This is a genomic window from Pseudomonas sp. SLBN-26 (assembly GCF_006715895.1).
In the GTDB taxonomy this organism is placed as follows: Bacteria; Pseudomonadota; Gammaproteobacteria; order Pseudomonadales; family Pseudomonadaceae; genus Metapseudomonas; species Metapseudomonas otitidis.
Genome location: NZ_VFOB01000001.1, coordinates 5215355 through 5231046 on the forward strand (window position 1 = coordinate 5215355; position 15692 = coordinate 5231046).

At 62.4% G+C, this 15692-nt stretch carries 13 protein-coding genes and 2 tRNA genes; 14 read left to right on the forward strand and 1 reads right to left on the reverse strand.

The window, feature by feature from the left end:
- The first annotated feature begins 26 nt into the window (after positions 1-26).
- The 3 genes from carB to FBY21_RS24150 all read left to right on the forward strand — a co-directional run bounded on the left by carB (position 27) and on the right by FBY21_RS24150 (position 4139).
- Complete coding sequence (gene carB, locus FBY21_RS24140) at positions 27-3248, forward strand: carbamoyl-phosphate synthase large subunit (RefSeq protein WP_142014276.1); 3222 nt, start codon at positions 27-29, stop codon at positions 3246-3248.
- Positions 3245-3718: a transcription elongation factor GreA gene (greA, locus tag FBY21_RS24145; RefSeq protein ID WP_044413709.1), complete on the forward strand. Its 474-nt coding sequence runs from the start codon at positions 3245-3247 to the stop codon at positions 3716-3718. Before carB ends, greA begins: the two co-directional genes overlap by 4 nt.
- A gap of 121 nt (positions 3719-3839) precedes the next feature.
- Complete coding sequence (locus tag FBY21_RS24150; RefSeq protein ID WP_313904203.1) at positions 3840-4139, forward strand: hypothetical protein; 300 nt, start codon at positions 3840-3842, stop codon at positions 4137-4139.
- Between the two features lie 25 nt (positions 4140-4164).
- Here FBY21_RS24150 and yhbY read toward each other — a convergent pair whose 3' ends face one another.
- Positions 4165-4479, reverse strand: coding sequence for a ribosome assembly RNA-binding protein YhbY (gene yhbY / locus FBY21_RS24155; protein ID WP_044413714.1), 315 nt, complete (start codon positions 4477-4479; stop codon positions 4165-4167).
- Between the two features lie 76 nt (positions 4480-4555).
- Between yhbY and rlmE the strand changes: the two genes are divergently transcribed.
- The 11 genes from rlmE to infB all read left to right on the forward strand — a co-directional run bounded on the left by rlmE (position 4556) and on the right by infB (position 15663).
- On the forward strand, positions 4556-5179 hold the full coding sequence (rlmE, locus tag FBY21_RS24160; protein WP_069561639.1) for a 23S rRNA (uridine(2552)-2'-O)-methyltransferase RlmE: 624 nt from the start codon (positions 4556-4558) through the stop codon (positions 5177-5179).
- A 198-nt stretch (positions 5180-5377) separates the two neighbouring features.
- Positions 5378-7291 (forward strand): ATP-dependent zinc metalloprotease FtsH, encoded by a 1914-nt coding sequence (ftsH, locus tag FBY21_RS24165; protein ID WP_044413721.1) that lies wholly within the window; start codon positions 5378-5380, stop codon positions 7289-7291.
- Positions 7292-7300: 9 nt separating this feature from the next.
- Positions 7301-8152, forward strand: a complete 852-nt coding sequence (gene folP / locus FBY21_RS24170) for a dihydropteroate synthase (RefSeq protein WP_142014282.1) — start codon at positions 7301-7303, stop codon at positions 8150-8152.
- A 17-nt stretch (positions 8153-8169) separates the two neighbouring features.
- Positions 8170-9513, forward strand: a complete 1344-nt coding sequence (gene glmM, locus FBY21_RS24175; protein WP_074970385.1) for a phosphoglucosamine mutase — start codon at positions 8170-8172, stop codon at positions 9511-9513.
- A gap of 65 nt (positions 9514-9578) precedes the next feature.
- On the forward strand, positions 9579-10334 hold the full coding sequence (gene tpiA / locus FBY21_RS24180) for a triose-phosphate isomerase (protein ID WP_142014287.1): 756 nt from the start codon (positions 9579-9581) through the stop codon (positions 10332-10334).
- A gap of 4 nt (positions 10335-10338) precedes the next feature.
- On the forward strand, positions 10339-10722 hold the full coding sequence (gene secG / locus FBY21_RS24185) for a preprotein translocase subunit SecG (protein ID WP_052807672.1): 384 nt from the start codon (positions 10339-10341) through the stop codon (positions 10720-10722).
- Between the two features lie 10 nt (positions 10723-10732).
- A tRNA-Leu gene (locus FBY21_RS24190) sits at positions 10733-10818 on the forward strand.
- Positions 10819-10916: 98 nt separating this feature from the next.
- Positions 10917-10993, forward strand: a tRNA-Met gene (locus FBY21_RS24195).
- A gap of 124 nt (positions 10994-11117) precedes the next feature.
- Complete coding sequence (rimP, locus tag FBY21_RS24200) at positions 11118-11576, forward strand: ribosome maturation factor RimP (RefSeq protein ID WP_044413736.1); 459 nt, start codon at positions 11118-11120, stop codon at positions 11574-11576.
- Positions 11577-11623: 47 nt separating this feature from the next.
- Positions 11624-13105, forward strand: coding sequence for a transcription termination factor NusA (nusA, locus tag FBY21_RS24205; RefSeq protein ID WP_044413740.1), 1482 nt, complete (start codon positions 11624-11626; stop codon positions 13103-13105).
- 26 nt (positions 13106-13131) lie between these two features.
- Positions 13132-15663 carry a translation initiation factor IF-2 gene (gene infB, locus FBY21_RS24210; RefSeq protein ID WP_044413743.1) on the forward strand — a complete coding sequence of 844 codons (2532 nt, stop codon included), beginning with the start codon at positions 13132-13134 and terminating at the stop codon, positions 15661-15663.
- The last annotated feature ends 29 nt before the right edge of the window (positions 15664-15692 follow it).

The window sequence follows — 15692 nt, forward strand, 5'->3', positions numbered from 1 at the left end:
ACTGACCCAAGGATTCGAGTAAGACCATGCCAAAACGTACAGATATCAAAAGCATCCTGATCCTCGGCGCCGGCCCCATCGTCATCGGCCAGGCCTGCGAGTTCGACTACTCGGGCGCCCAGGCCTGCAAGGCCCTGAAGGAAGAAGGTTTCCGCGTCATCCTGGTGAACTCCAACCCGGCCACCATCATGACCGACCCGGCCATGGCCGACGCCACCTACATCGAGCCGATCAAGTGGCAGACCGTTGCCAAGATCATCGAGAAGGAGCGTCCTGACGCCCTCCTGCCCACTATGGGCGGCCAGACCGCGCTGAACTGCGCCCTGGACCTGGAGCGCCATGGCGTCCTGGAGAAGTTCGGCGTCGAGATGATCGGTGCCAACGCCGACACCATCGACAAGGCCGAGGACCGTTCGCGCTTCGACAAGGCCATGAAGGACATCGGCCTGGCCTGCCCGCGCTCCGGCATCGCCCACAGCATGGAGGAGGCCTATGGCGTCCTCGAGATGGTCGGCTTCCCCTGCATCATCCGTCCGTCCTTCACCATGGGCGGCACCGGTGGCGGCATCGCCTACAACCGTGAAGAGTTCGAAGAGATCTGTGCTCGTGGCCTGGACCTGTCCCCGACCAACGAGCTGCTGATCGACGAGTCCCTGATCGGCTGGAAGGAATACGAGATGGAGGTTGTCCGCGACAAGAAGGACAACTGCATCATCGTCTGCGCCATCGAGAACTTCGACCCGATGGGCGTGCACACCGGTGACTCCATCACCGTGGCGCCCGCGCAGACCCTGACCGACAAGGAATACCAGATCCTGCGCAACGCCTCCCTGGCGGTGCTGCGCGAGATCGGCGTGGAGACCGGCGGTTCCAACGTGCAGTTCGGCATCTGCCCGAACACCGGCCGCATGGTCGTGATCGAGATGAACCCGCGCGTATCCCGCTCCTCCGCCCTGGCTTCCAAGGCCACCGGCTTCCCGATCGCCAAGATCGCCGCCAAGCTGGCTGTCGGCTACACCCTGGACGAACTGCAGAACGACATCACCGGCGGTCGTACCCCGGCGTCCTTCGAGCCGGCCATCGACTATGTGGTGACCAAGGTTCCGCGCTTTGCCTTCGAGAAGTTCCCCAAGGCTGACGCCCGCCTGACCACCCAGATGAAGTCCGTGGGCGAAGTGATGGCCATCGGTCGCACCTTCCAGGAGTCCGTGCAGAAGGCCCTGCGTGGTCTGGAAGTCGGCGTTGCCGGCTTCGATCCCAAGCTGGACCTGGCTGACCCCGAGGCCGAGAGCATCCTCAAGCGCGAGCTGACCGTGCCGGGCGCCGAGCGTATCTGGTACGTGGCCGACGCATTCCGCGCCGGCAAGACGGTCGACGAAGTGTTCGACCTCACTCGCATTGACGAGTGGTTCCTGATCCAGATCGAAGACCTGGTGAAGGAAGAGCAGCAGGTGCAGACCCTGGGCCTGTCCGGGATCGACTACGAGCTGATGCACCGCCTCAAGCGCAAGGGCTTCTCCGATGCGCGCCTCGCCAAGCTGCTGGGTGTCACCGAGAAGAACCTGCGGGCCCATCGCCACAAGCTGAAAGTGCTGCCGGTGTACAAGCGCGTCGACACCTGTGCTGCCGAATTCGCCACCGACACCGCCTACATGTACTCGACCTACGAGGAAGAGTGCGAGGCGAACCCGTCCGGTCGCGACAAGATCATGATCCTGGGTGGCGGCCCCAACCGCATCGGCCAAGGCATCGAGTTCGACTACTGCTGCGTACACGCCGCGTTGGCGATGCGCGAAGACGGCTACGAGACCATCATGGTCAACTGCAACCCGGAGACCGTCTCCACCGACTACGACACCTCGGATCGCCTGTATTTCGAGCCGGTGACCCTGGAAGACGTACTGGAGATCGTCCGCGTCGAGCAGCCCAAGGGCGTCATCGTGCAGTACGGCGGCCAAACCCCGCTGAAGCTGTGCCGCGCCCTCGAAGAGGCCGGCGTGCCGATCATCGGCACCAGCCCGGATGCCATCGACCGTGCCGAAGACCGCGAGCGCTTCCAGCAGATGGTCCAGCGTCTCAACCTGCGCCAACCGGCCAACGCCACGGCCCGTAGCGAAGACGAAGCCCTGGCCCTGTCCAAAGGCATCGGCTACCCGATGGTGGTGCGTCCGTCCTACGTGCTGGGCGGCCGTGCGATGGAAATCGTCTACCAGGAAGAAGAGCTCAAGCGCTACATGCGTGAGGCCGTGAAGGTCTCCAACGACAGCCCGGTGCTGCTGGATCGCTTCCTCAACTGCGCCATCGAGGTGGACGTGGATGCGGTGTGTGATGGAGAAACCGTCGTGATCGGCGCGATCATGCAGCACATCGAGCAGGCCGGCGTGCACTCCGGTGACTCCGCGTGCTCGCTGCCGCCGTACTCGCTGCCGAAGCACATCCAGGACGAGATCCGCGAGCAGGTCAAGAAGATGGCCCTGGAGCTGGGCGTCGTCGGCCTGATGAACGTGCAGATGGCTGTGCAGGGCGAGGACATCTACGTGATCGAGGTGAACCCGCGCGCGTCCCGTACCGTGCCGTTCGTCTCCAAGTGCATCGGCGAGTCCCTGGCCAAGGTGGCCGCACGCGTCATGGCAGGCAAGAGCCTGGCTGAGGTCGGCTTCACCCAGGAGATCATCCCGCCGTTCTTCAGCGTCAAGGAGGCGGTGTTCCCCTTCGCCAAGTTCCCGGGCGTCGACCCGATCCTCGGCCCGGAAATGAAGTCCACTGGCGAGGTCATGGGCGTGGGTGATACCTTCGGCGAGGCCTTTGCCAAGGCCCAGCTCGGTGCCAGCGAGATCCTCCCGAACTCCGGTACTGCCTTCATCAGCGTGCGCGAAGACGACAAGGCCGAGGCCGTTCAAGTCGCTCGTGACCTGGTGGCGCTGGGCTTCGAGGTCGTGGCGACTGCCGGTACCGCGCGTGTCATCGAGGCCGCCGGCCTGCCGGTACGCCGGGTGAACAAGGTGACCGAAGGTCGTCCCCATGTGGTCGACATGATCAAGAACGATGAGGTCACCCTGATCATCAATACCACCGAGGGGCGTCAGTCCATTGCCGACTCCTACTCGATCCGTCGTAACGCCCTGCAGCACAAGATCTACTGCACCACCACCATCGCGGCGGGGCAGGCGGTCTGTGAGGCGCTCAAGTTCGGTCCCGAGAAGACCGTGCGCCGCTTGCAGGATCTCCATGCAGGAATCAACGCATGACCAAGTTTCCGATGACCATCCAGGGCGCTCAGGCCTTGGAAGACGAACTCAAGGCGCTCAAGATCGAGCGCCCGAAGATCAGCCAGGCCATTGCTGAGGCGCGTGAGCTGGGCGATCTCAAGGAGAACGCCGAGTACCATGCTGCCCGTGAGCAGCAGGGCCTGGCCGAGGCGCGCATCCGCGACATCGAGGCCAAGCTGTCTAACGCCCACATCATCGACATCACCACCATCCCCCACAGTGGCAAGGTGATCTTCGGTGTGACCGTGGACATCGCCAACGTCGAGACCGACGAAACCGTGACCTACCAGATCGTGGGTGACGACGAGGCCGACATCAAGCGTGGCAAGCTCTCGGTCAGCTCCCCCATCGCGCGAGCGCTGGTGGGCAAGGTCGAGGGTGATGTGGTGGTGGTGAAGACGCCCAGCGGTCTGGTCGAGTACGAGATCGTCGAGGTTCGCCATATCTGATCGACGCTCGTCCCGTGCAGCGGTAGCCGGGTGGCAGCTGGCCCAGACATTCTGGGTCGGCGGCCTCTGGCTGCTGCACTTCGTGGTTCTGCCAGCCTTGGAGCGAGTGGGATTCGCGCCATTGTTGGTGGAAGAGCTGTCTCGCAGTCTTTCCCCGTTGTTGGTGGGGTTTGCGGCGTTCTGTGGCGTGCTTCAGTTGGGGCTGCTGGCCTGGCTGGAGGGCGCGCGCAGCGTGTTGCGGGATTCGCGAGGGCAGCTGCTGTTGGTCATCCTGCTGGCGGCAACAATCTTCCTGGTCGTCAGCTTCTGGAAAGCCGAGTTCGCTCGCCTGTTGGCATTCAGCTACATGGTGTTGACGCTGTGTGGTGCGTTGCTGGTCGTGCAGTCCGTGCCGGGTAGTGATCGCCGCAGGGCGCGCTAAGTGGCGCCCCGTCGGCTTCAAGGCATCAAAGGCCGCTGAAGCGGCTGATGTTGGAGAGGTTGCGGTTGGGCTTGGGATTGCGGCGGTATATCAGCGCCATCTTGCCGATGACCTGAACCAGTTCGCACTTGCCGGCTTCGCAAAGCTCGTCAATCAGTGCGCGCCGATCCTCGCGTTCGGTGATGCGGAACTGCACCTTGATCAGTTCGTGATCGTTGAGCGCACGATCCAGTTCGGCCAGGACCCCTTCGGTCAGGCCGTTCTCGGCCACGATCAATACCGGTTTCAGGTGGTGGCCGATAGATTTGTATTGCTTCTTGTGCTCCTGAGAGAGCGCCATAATCAGACCCCTGCGAAAAAAGGCTGCTAGTTTACCCGAGTGACTTCGGGGCGCACAGCCGAACACGAGGTATCCCGTGGCCCGTTCCAAGACTAGCCATCGTTGGCTGAAAGAACATTTCGATGACCCCTACGTCAAGATGGCGCAGAAGGATGGTTATCGCTCGCGTGCCAGCTACAAGCTGCTGGAGATTCAGGAGAAGGACCGCATTCTTCGACCCGGCATGACCGTGGTCGACCTCGGGGCTGCGCCGGGCGGCTGGTCCCAGGTCACCAGTCGGGTGATCGGCGATCGAGGGCGGCTCATCGCGTCGGACATCCTTGAAATGGACAGCATCCCGGACGTCACCTTCATTCAGGGGGACTTCACCGACGATGTGGTCTTTGCGCGGATCCTCGAGGCGATCGGCGAGCACCCGGTCGACCTTGTGATTTCCGACATGGCCCCCAATATGAGTGGTGTCAGGGCGGCCGATCAGCCGCGTGCCATGTACCTGTGCGAGCTGGCGCTCGATCTTGCGGCGCGAGTCCTGACTCCGGGTGGCGATTTCCTGATCAAGATATTCCAGGGTGAGGGATTCGATCTCTACCACAAGCAGGTCAAGGAAATGTTCGACAAGGTGCTGATGCGCAAACCGCTTTCGTCGCGTGATCGCTCCCGTGAGCAATACCTGCTCGCGCGCGGCTTCCGTGGGGAATAGACTGCGACAGACAGGTGGTTCGCGGGTCTCATGGAGTGGGACCGCCGTCACGGCGAGCGCCAGGCATCATAAAGGGTTACAGACGGCGCCTGCCGGCCGGCAGGGGTTGTGGTGTAAGTTAGGCCGGTTGATAACCAGCCGTCATGCGGGGCACGTTCCGTGACGGAGCCTGCTCCAGAGGGTAGCTAATTGAACGACATGGCAAAGAACCTGATCCTGTGGCTGATCATCGCCGCCGTACTGGTCACGGTGATGAACAACTTCTCCAGCCCCAGCGAACCGCAGACGCTGAACTATTCCGACTTCATCCAGCAGGTGAAGGACGGCAAGGTCGAGCGCGTCACCGTCGATGGCTATGTCATCACCGGCAAGCGCAATGACGGCGATACCTTCAAGACCATCCGGCCTGCCATTCAGGACAACGGCCTGATCGGCGATCTGGTCAACAACAACGTGGTCATCGAGGGGCGCCAGCCTGAGCAGCAGAGCATCTGGACCCAGTTGCTCGTTGCAAGCTTCCCCATCTTGGTGATCATCGCGGTCTTCATGTTCTTCATGCGCCAGATGCAGGGCGGTGGCGGTGGTCGTGGTGGGCCGATGAGCTTTGGCAAGAGCAAGGCCCGCCTGCTGTCCGAGGACCAGGTGAAGACCACCCTGGCCGACGTTGCGGGTTGCGACGAAGCCAAGGAAGAAGTCGGCGAGCTTGTCGAGTTCCTGCGTGACCCGGGCAAGTTCCAGCGCCTGGGCGGCCGCATTCCCCGTGGCGTGCTGATGGTCGGCCCGCCCGGTACCGGCAAGACACTGCTCGCCAAGGCGATTGCGGGCGAAGCCAAGGTTCCGTTCTTCACCATTTCCGGTTCTGATTTCGTCGAGATGTTCGTTGGCGTGGGTGCCTCACGCGTACGTGACATGTTCGACCAGGCCAAGAAGCACGCCCCCTGCATCATCTTCATCGACGAGATCGACGCCGTCGGTCGCCATCGCGGCGCCGGCCTGGGTGGTGGTCATGACGAGCGCGAGCAGACCCTCAACCAGTTGCTGGTGGAGATGGACGGTTTCGAAATGAACGACGGCATCATCGTGATCGCCGCCACCAACCGCCCGGATGTGCTGGACCCGGCGCTGCTCCGCCCGGGCCGCTTCGATCGCCAGGTGGTTGTAGGCCTGCCGGACATCCGTGGGCGCGAGCAGATCCTCAAGGTGCACATGCGCAAGGTACCGGTTGGCGACGACGTGGATCCTGCTGTCATCGCCCGTGGCACGCCCGGTTTCTCGGGGGCTGACCTGGCGAACCTGGTCAACGAGGCTTCGCTGTTCGCTGCCCGTGTCAACAAGCGCATCGTCGAGATGCGTGAGTTCGAACTGGCCAAGGACAAGATCATGATGGGTGCCGAGCGCAAGACCATGGTCATGTCCGAGAAGGAGAAGCTCAATACCGCCTACCACGAGGCCGGTCACGCGATCGTGGGTCGCATCGTTCCGGAGCATGATCCGGTCTACAAGGTTTCGATCATTCCGCGTGGCCGCGCGCTGGGCGTCACCATGTTCCTTCCGGAGGAGGATCGCTACAGCCTGTCCAAGCGCGCGCTGATCAGCCAGGTCTGCTCGCTGTTCGGCGGACGGATCGCCGAGGAAATGACCCTGGGCTTCGACGGCGTGACCACGGGCGCATCCAACGACATCATGCGTGCGACACAGATCGCGCGGAACATGGTGACCAAGTGGGGCTTGTCCGAGAAGCTCGGTCCGCTGATGTATGCGGAAGAAGAGGGCGAGGTCTTCCTGGGGCGTAGCGCTGGCAGCCAGCACTCGAATGTATCGGCGCAGACCGCGCAGCTCATCGATCAGGAAGTGCGCAGCATCATCGATCACTGCTATGCCACCGCCAAGCAGATCCTGGTGGATCACCGCGACAAGCTCGACATGATGGCCGAGGCGTTGATGAAATTCGAAACCATCGATGCCGACCAGATCGACGACATCATGGCGGGGCGCCAGCCTCGCGAGCCCAAGGATTGGCAAGGTGGCTCGGGTACCTCCGGCAAGTCCGCTCCGCGTGAGGAGTCGCCTCGCCCGGAGAATCCGATCGGTGGGCCCGCTGGCGAACACTAAGGATTCTTGATGAGTTCCATGCAGTACCCGACCCGGTTGCCTTGCGGCAACCGGGTTCTTGATTTGGGGAGCCCGCATGTCATGGGCATCCTTAACGTAACTCCCGACTCCTTTTCCGATGGTGGTCGCTTCAGTCAGCGCGATGCCGCGCTGCGTCACGCCAGCGCCATGGTGGCGTCCGGAGCGACGCTCATCGATGTCGGCGGGGAGTCGACTCGGCCTGGCGCTCGCCCGGTCTCGCCTACCGAGGAGCTGGAGCGTGTCGCGCCAGTGGTCGAGGCGATTGCGCGCGAGCTGGATGTCATTATTTCCCTGGATACGTCCACCCCTGCCGTGATGCGGGAAGGCGCCAGGTTAGGCGCGGGCCTCATCAACGATGTGCGAGCCTTGCGCCGGGATGGAGCGCTGGATGCTGCCGCGGACAGTGGTCTTCCCGTGTGCCTGATGCACATGCGTGGAGAGCCCGGCAACATGCAGGATGCGCCTGCCTACGACGATGTCGTCCGGGAAGTCGGTGATTTCCTGCTGGAGCGCATGAGAGCCTGCAGCGAAGCCGGTATTCCTGAAGAGCGAATCGTGCTTGATCCCGGGTTCGGCTTTGCCAAGAGTCTCCAGCACAATCTCGTGCTGTTTCGTCATCTGGCTGAGCTGGGGCGTCTCGGCCGCCCCCTGTTGGTCGGTGTGTCGCGGAAAAGCATGATCGGTCAGGTGCTGGGGCGTGATGTCGACCAGCGCCTGTACGGCAGTCTTGGGCTGGCAGCCCTGGCCGTCTCAAAGGGCGCGTGCATCCTGCGGGTGCACGATGTGGCCGAGACGGTTGATGTCATCAGAATGATCGCCGCAGTCGAAGCGGCGGAGTAGGAATCGCGGAGCAGTAGATGAGCAGAAAGTACTTTGGCACCGACGGCATTCGTGGGCACGTTGGGCAATTCCCGATCACTCCGGACTTCATGCTCAAGCTCGGCTGGGCGGCGGGAATGGCGTTCCGCAAGCAGGGCAAGTGCCGAATCCTCATCGGCAAGGACACGCGGATCTCCGGCTACATGTTCGAGTCCGCCCTGGAGGCTGGTCTCTCTGCCGCCGGTGCCGACGTGATGCTGCTGGGGCCCATGCCCACGCCGGCGATTGCCTACCTGACGCGCACCTTCCTGGCGGATGCGGGCATCGTGATCAGCGCATCCCACAACCCCCACAGCGACAACGGCATCAAGTTCTTCTCCGGCCAGGGTGTGAAGCTCTCCGATGAAGTCGAATTGATGATCGAGGAGCTGCTCGACCAGCCGATGCAGGTGGTGGAGTCGGCCAACCTCGGCAAGGTTTCCCGGATCAACGACGCGGCGGGGCGCTACATCGAGTTCTGCAAGAGCACGGTGCCGATGAGCACGGACCTGGGCGGCATGAAGATCGTCGTCGACTGTGCCCATGGTGCGACCTACAAGGTGGCGCCGAGTGTGTTCCGTGAGTTGGGAGGCAACGTTTCGGTGCTTGCGGCGCAGCCCAACGGCCTGAACATCAACGACAAATGCGGCTCCACCCACATGCAGGCCTTGCAGGCCGAGGTCGTGGCCCAGCATGCGGATATCGGTATTGCCTTCGATGGCGACGGCGACCGCGTGCTGATGGTCGACCACACGGGCGCCATCGTGGACGGGGATGAGCTGCTCTACATCATTGCCCGCGACCTTCAGGAGCGGGGCAAGCTCAGCAATGATGGCGTCGTGGGTACGCTCATGACCAATCTTGGTCTGGAGCTGGCGCTTGCCGAGATGGGGATTCCCTTTACTCGTGCCAAGGTCGGCGATCGCTATGTGATTGCCGAGATGCATGAGCGTGGCTGGACCCTGGGCGGGGAAAATTCCGGACACATCCTTTGCAGCTACTTCACCACCACCGGCGATGCCTTGATTGCGGCGCTGCAGGTGCTGCTGGCCCTGCAGCGCCGTGGCCAGTCGCTGGCGGAGGCTCGCCAGGGCATGCGCAAGTGCCCGCAGGTTCTTCTCAATGTCCGCTACAGCGGGGAAGGTCTGGATCCTGTCGAGCACCCGGCCGTTAAAGATGCTTGTGCCAGGGTCACCGAACGCATGGCGGGGCGCGGGCGAGTACTGCTGCGCAAGTCCGGGACCGAGCCGCTGGTGCGTGTGATGGTGGAAGGGGACGACGAAAAGCAGGTTCGCACTTACGCCGAGGAGCTCGTGAAGGTTGTTTCCGAGGTATGTGCTTGATTTCGCTTGCTAGTTGGAAAAACCTCGGATAACATCTGCGCCCACTTTGATCGACGAGGTACGGCATGCGTCGCCCTTTGGTAGCTGGTAACTGGAAAATGCACGGTACCCGCGCCAGCGTCGCAGAGCTGATCAAAGGTCTTCATCAGCAGGTTGTGCCGGCTGATGTCGATGTGGTGGTCATCCCGCCTTCCCTGTACATCGCCCAGGTTGCTCAAGTGCTCGATGGTGGCTCTATTTCCATCGGTGCCCAGGATTGCGCGATAGAGCCCATGCAGGCTGCCCTTACCGGGGAGATTGCTGCGGTTCAACTGGAAGATGCAGGCTGCAAGTGGGTCCTCGTTGGTCACTCCGAGCGTCGTTTGATTCTTGGTGAGCGTAATGATGTTGTGAGTCGCAAGTTTGCTGCGGCTCAGGCGTGCGGTCTGGTTCCGATTCTCTGTGTCGGCGAGACTCGCGAGCAGCGTGAGGCAGGCGAAACCCTGCGTGTGGTTGGTGAGCAGATTGGTAGCGTCATCGAAGAGTTGGGTGTTGGTGCCTTCTCTTCTGCGGTAATCGCGTATGAGCCTGTCTGGGCCATCGGTACCGGGTTGACGGCTTCTCCTGTTCAGGCGCAAGAAGTTCATGCTGCGATCCGTTCGCAATTGTCGGCTGAGAGTGCCGAAGTGGCGGCGGGTGTGAGAATTCTGTACGGCGGCAGTGTGAAGGCTGCCAGTGCGGCTGAGTTGTTCGGGATGCCGGATATTGATGGGGGGCTTGTGGGTGGAGCCTCCCTGAATGCAGATGAGTTCGGTGCGATTTGTCGTGCCGCAGGAAGCTGACGAGATGCTTGAAACTGTCGTTATCGTGGTGCACCTGCTCGTCGCCATCGGCGTTGTGGTTCTGGTGTTGCTGCAACATGGTAAAGGCGCGGATGCAGGCGCTTCGTTTGGTGCAGGTGCTTCGGGTACTGTTTTCGGAAGCCAAGGTTCTGCTACCTTTCTGAGTCGCTTTACTGGTATACTCGCCGCGGTTTTTTTCATTACCAGTCTGGGTTTAGCGTTCTTCGCTAAGCAAAAGGCTGAAGCTCTGAGTCACGTTGGTCTGCCGGATCCGGCCGCCATCGAGGTTCAGCAGCAAAAGCCGGCATCTGATGATGTGCCGGTGCTCGAAGAGCAGAAGCCCGCAGGATCTGCAGGTGACGTTCCGCAAGCTCCAGAGCAGAAGTAAGGCAAGTTTTGCCGAGGTGGTGGAATTGGTAGACACGCTACCTTGAGGTGGTAGTGGCCATAGGCTGTAGGGGTTCGAGTCCCCTCCTCGGTACCATGCAAGACAAGGAAGCCCGCAGTAGCGGGCTTTCTTGCTGGAGGAGTGTCAGGTTGACCGGGCGTCTGTCTGGTCGTATACTCCGGGCCCAGCTTTGACGCGGGGTGGAGCAGTCTGGTAGCTCGTCGGGCTCATAACCCGAAGGTCGTTGGTTCAAATCCAGCCCCCGCAACCAGTTCAAGCAGAGCCCCTTTTAAGGGGCTTTTTGCTAGCTGGATCACTTTGCCATCGGTTCCGGATGGCTTTCATGATGGGCGTTATGCCCATTTTTTATTTCTACGGCATGCGAGGGCAAACAGGTGTCGAGCAAGCTAGAACAGTTGCAGGCCTTGCTGGCCCCGGTGGTCGAGGCGCTCGGCTATCAGTGCTGGGGTATCGAGTTCCTGTCCCAGGGGCGCCATTCGCTCCTGCGCGTCTACATCGATCATGAGAACGGCATCCTCATCGACGACTGCGAAAAGGTCAGTCGTCAGATCAGTGGCGTTCTTGATGTGGAAGATCCCATCTCCAGCGAATACACCCTTGAGGTGTCCTCGCCCGGCATGGATCGTCCCTTGTTCAGACTCGAGCAGTTCGCGGCCCATGCCGGAGAGCTCGTGAAAATCAAGTTGCGTTCTCCCTACGAGGGCCGGCGCAACTTCCAGGGTCTCCTCCGCGGGGTGGAGGAACAGGATGTGGTGGTTCTCGTCGAGGATCACGAGTACCTGTTGCCGATCGACCTGATCGACAAGGCCAACATCATTCCCCGTTTTGACTGAGACGCGGATCCCGCGGGTCCAATGGATTGCGAAAGGCGAGGCGTACGATGAGCAAAGAAGTACTGCTGGTTGTAGAGTCGGTATCCAACGAGAAAGGGGTGCCGGCAGGTGTGATTTTCGAAGCGCTGGAGCTGGCACTGGCCACCGCTACCAAGAAACGCTTCGAGGACGAGGTTGACCTGCGTGTGTCCATCAACCGGCACACCGGTAGCTATGACACTTTCCGCCGCTGGGCGGTGGTGGACGACGAGAACTTCGAGGATCCGGCCATCCAGCTGACCCTCGACCAGGCCCAGGCCCGTGACGAGAACGCCAAGATCGGCGACGTCATCGAAGAGAAGATCGAATCCATCGAGTTCGGCCGCATCGCTGCCCAGACCGCCAAGCAGGTCATCGTGCAGAAGGTGCGCGAAGCCGAGCGTGCGCAGGTGGTCGAGGCCTATCGCGAGAAGCTGGGCGACATCATTTCCGGTACGGTCAAGAAGGTCACCCGTGACAACGTGATCGTCGACCTGGGCAACAACGCCGAGGCGTTGCTGGCCCGTGAGGACATCATCCCCCGTGAGACCTTCCGCGTCGGCGCCCGTGTCCGGGCCCTGCTGAAGGAAATCCGCACCGAGAACCGTGGTCCGCAACTGATCCTCTCGCGCACCGCGCCGCAGATGCTGATCGAGCTGTTCCGCATCGAAGTGCCGGAAATCGCCGAAGAGCTGATCGAAGTGATGGCCGCCTCCCGTGACCCGGGTTCGCGCGCCAAGATCGCCGTTCGCTCCAAGGACAAGCGCATCGACCCGCAGGGCGCCTGCATCGGCATGCGTGGCTCCCGCGTCCAGGCTGTTTCCGGCGAACTGGGCGGTGAGCGTGTCGATATCGTCCTGTGGGACGACAACCCCGCTCAGTTCGTCATCAACGCCATGGCTCCGGCCGAAGTGGCGGCGATCATCGTCGACGAAGATGCCCATGCCATGGACATCGCCGTTGCCGAGGACAACCTCGCCCAGGCCATCGGCCGTGGCGGCCAGAACGTTCGCCTGGCCAGCCAGCTGACCGGCTGGACCCTGAACGTGATGACCGAGGCGGACATCCAGGCCAAGCAGCAGGCCGAGACCGGCGACATCATGCAGTCCTTCGTCGATGAACTCGGCGTGGATGAAGAGCTGGCTCAGGTGCTGGTGGAGGAAGGTTTCACCAGCCTTGAAGAGATCGCCTACGTGCCCATGGAAGAGATGCTGAGCATCGATGGGTTCGACGAGGACATCGTCAACGAGCTGCGCGCCCGCGCCAAGGATCGCCTGCTGACCAAGGCGATCGCGACCGAAGAGAAGCTGGCCGATGCCCAGCCCGCCGAGGACCTGCTGGAACTCGAGGGCATGGACAAGGAGCTGGCGGTCGAACTGGCGGTGCGTGGCGTAATCAATCGCGAAGACCTGGCCGAGCAGTCGATCGACGACCTGCTCGACATCGACGGCATGGACGAAGAGCGTGCCGGCAAGCTGATCATGGCCGCCCGAGCCCATTGGTTCGAGTAAGCAGTGCGGCCTGAGGAGAGAAGTGCATGACGCAAGTCACGGTGAAAGAACTGGCCAAGGTGGTCGATACACCGGTGGAGCGCCTGCTGCAGCAGATGCGTGAGGCAGGCCTGCCTCACAGCAGCGCCGACCAGGTGGTGACCGACAGTGAAAAACAGGCGCTGCTCGCGCATCTGAAGAGCAGCCATGGCGAGCGCCTGGAAGAACCCCGCAAGATCACACTGCAGCGCAAGACCACGACCACCCTGAAGGTGGCGGGCAGCAAGACCATCAGCGTCGAAGTGCGCAAGAAGAAGACCTACGTCAAGCGCAGCCCTGACGAGATCGAAGCCGAGAAGCAGCGCGAGCTGGAAGAGCAGCGTGCCGCCGAAGAGGCCGCACGCGCCAAGGCCGAGGAAGAGGCCAAGCGCCGCGCCGAAGAAGAGGCCCGCCGTGAGGCGGACGCCCGTGCCAAGGACGCTGCTCGCAGCCCCGAGGCTCCGGCAGCAGTGGCTGCTGCTCCCGCAGCCCAGGCGGCTCCGGCTGCGGGCGCCGCTGCTGCGGCACCCGCCGCAGCAGGCGCTGCCGACGATCGCCGTCGCGAAGAGCCTCGCCGTCCGGAACGCGCCCGTGACGAAGACGACCGTCGCGACCGCAAGCAAGCCCAGCACCGTCCCTCCGCCAAGGAGAAGGAAAAGGTGCCGTCGCCGCGTATTGCTCCGCGCAGCACCGAGGAAGAGAGCGACAGCTACCGTCGCGGTGGCCGTGGCAAGTCCAAGCTCAAGAAGCGCAACCAGCACGGGTTCCAGAGCCCGACGGGGCCGATCGTGCGAGAAGTCAGCATCGGTGAGACCATCACCGTGGCAGAGCTGGCGGCCCAGATGGCCGTCAAGGGCGCCGAAGTGGTCAAGTTCATGTTCAAGATGGGCAGTCCTGTCACCATCAACCAGGTGCTCGATCGCGAGACCGCGCAGCTGGTCGTCGAGGAGATGGGCCACAAGGTCAAGCTCGTCAACGAGAACGCCCTGGAAGACCAACTGGCCGAATCGCTGAAGTACGAAGGCGAGTCGTTCTCCCGTGCACCGGTCGTGACCGTCATGGGTCACGTCGACCACGGCAAGACCTCGCTGCTCGACTACATCCGTCGCGCCAAGGTGGCATCGGGCGAAGCCGGTGGCATCACCCAGCACATCGGTGCCTACCACGTGGAAACCCCGCGCGGCATGGTCACCTTCCTCGACACCCCCGGTCACGCCGCGTTCACCGCCATGCGTGCCCGTGGTGCCAAGGCCACTGACATCGTCATCCTCGTGGTGGCGGCTGACGACGGCGTGATGCCGCAGACCCAGGAAGCCGTCCAGCACGCGAAAGCCGCTGGCGTACCGATCGTGGTCGCCATCAACAAGATGGACAAGCCGGAAGCCAACCCGGACAACATCAAGAACGGCCTGGCCGCTCTGGATGTGATCCCCGAGGAGTGGGGCGGCGACACCCAGTTCGTGCCCGTTTCGGCCAAGGCCGGTACCGGCGTCGACGAGCTGCTGGAAGCAGTCCTGCTGCAGGCCGAGGTACTCGAACTCACCGCTACCCCGTCCGCTCCCGGTCGTGGTGTCGTGGTCGAGTCCCGCCTGGACAAGGGCCGTGGCCCGGTGGCCACCCTGCTGGTCCAGGACGGTACCCTGCGTCAGGGCGACATGGTCCTGGTGGGCGTCAACTATGGTCGCGTTCGCGCCATGCTCGACGAGAACGGCAAGTCCATCAAGGAAGCCGGTCCGTCGATCCCCGTGGAAATCCTCGGCCTCGACGGCACCCCGGATGCGGGTGACGATATGACCGTGGTAGCCGACGAGAAGAAGGCCCGTGAAGTGGCCCTGTTCCGTCAAGGCAAGTTCCGCGAGGTCAAGCTGGCCCGTCAGCACAGCTCGAAGCTGGAGAACATCTTCGAGACCATGGGCCAAGACGAGAAGAAGACCCTCAACATCGTGCTCAAGTCCGATGTGCGTGGTTCTCTGGAAGCCCTGCAGGGTGCCCTGTCCGACCTCGGCAACGACGAAGTCCAAGTGCGTGTGGTCGGTGGCGGCGTCGGTGGCATCACCGAGTCCGATGCCAACCTGGCACTGGCCTCCAATGCCGTTCTGTTCGGCTTCAACGTGCGTGCCGACGCCGGTGCGCGCAAGATCGTCGAGCAGGAAGGCATCGACCTGCGCTACTACAACGTCATCTACGACATCATCGAGGACGTCAAGAAGGCCCTCACCGGCATGCTTGGCAGCGATGTGCGCGAGAACATCCTGGGTACCGCCGAGGTACGCGACGTGTTCCGCTCGCCGAAGTTCGGCGCCATCGCCGGCTGCATGGTCATCGAGGGTACTGTCCATCGGAACCGCCCGATCCGCGTACTGCGCGACGACGTGGTGATCTTCGAAGGCGAACTGGAATCCCTGCGCCGCTTCAAGGACGACGTGTCCGAAGTGCGGAACGGCATGGAGTGCGGTATCGGCGTGAAGAGCTACAACGACGTGAAGGTCGGCGACAAGATCGAGGTCTTCGAGAAGGTCCAGGTGGCCCGCTCGCTCTGAGTGGCCACTGACCAGAAGCTGGGAGCCGG

Excerpts from the sequence above, each read along its gene's own strand:
- tpiA (WP_142014287.1), top strand. The coding sequence starts at position 9,579 with ATGCGTCGCCCTTTGGTAGCTGGTAACTGGAAAATGCACGGTACCCGC.
- ftsH (WP_044413721.1), top strand. The coding sequence starts at position 5,378 with ATGGCAAAGAACCTGATCCTGTGGCTGATCATCGCCGCCGTACTGGTC.
- infB (WP_044413743.1), top strand. The coding sequence starts at position 13,132 with ATGACGCAAGTCACGGTGAAAGAACTGGCCAAGGTGGTCGATACACCG.
- yhbY (WP_044413714.1), bottom strand. The coding sequence starts at position 4,479 with ATGGCGCTCTCTCAGGAGCACAAGAAGCAATACAAATCTATCGGCCAC.
- carB (WP_142014276.1), top strand. The coding sequence starts at position 27 with ATGCCAAAACGTACAGATATCAAAAGCATCCTGATCCTCGGCGCCGGC.
- glmM (WP_074970385.1), top strand. The coding sequence starts at position 8,170 with ATGAGCAGAAAGTACTTTGGCACCGACGGCATTCGTGGGCACGTTGGG.
- folP (WP_142014282.1), top strand. The coding sequence starts at position 7,301 with ATGAGTTCCATGCAGTACCCGACCCGGTTGCCTTGCGGCAACCGGGTT.
- greA (WP_044413709.1), top strand. The coding sequence starts at position 3,245 with ATGACCAAGTTTCCGATGACCATCCAGGGCGCTCAGGCCTTGGAAGAC.
- secG (WP_052807672.1), top strand. The coding sequence starts at position 10,339 with ATGCTTGAAACTGTCGTTATCGTGGTGCACCTGCTCGTCGCCATCGGC.
- nusA (WP_044413740.1), top strand. The coding sequence starts at position 11,624 with ATGAGCAAAGAAGTACTGCTGGTTGTAGAGTCGGTATCCAACGAGAAA.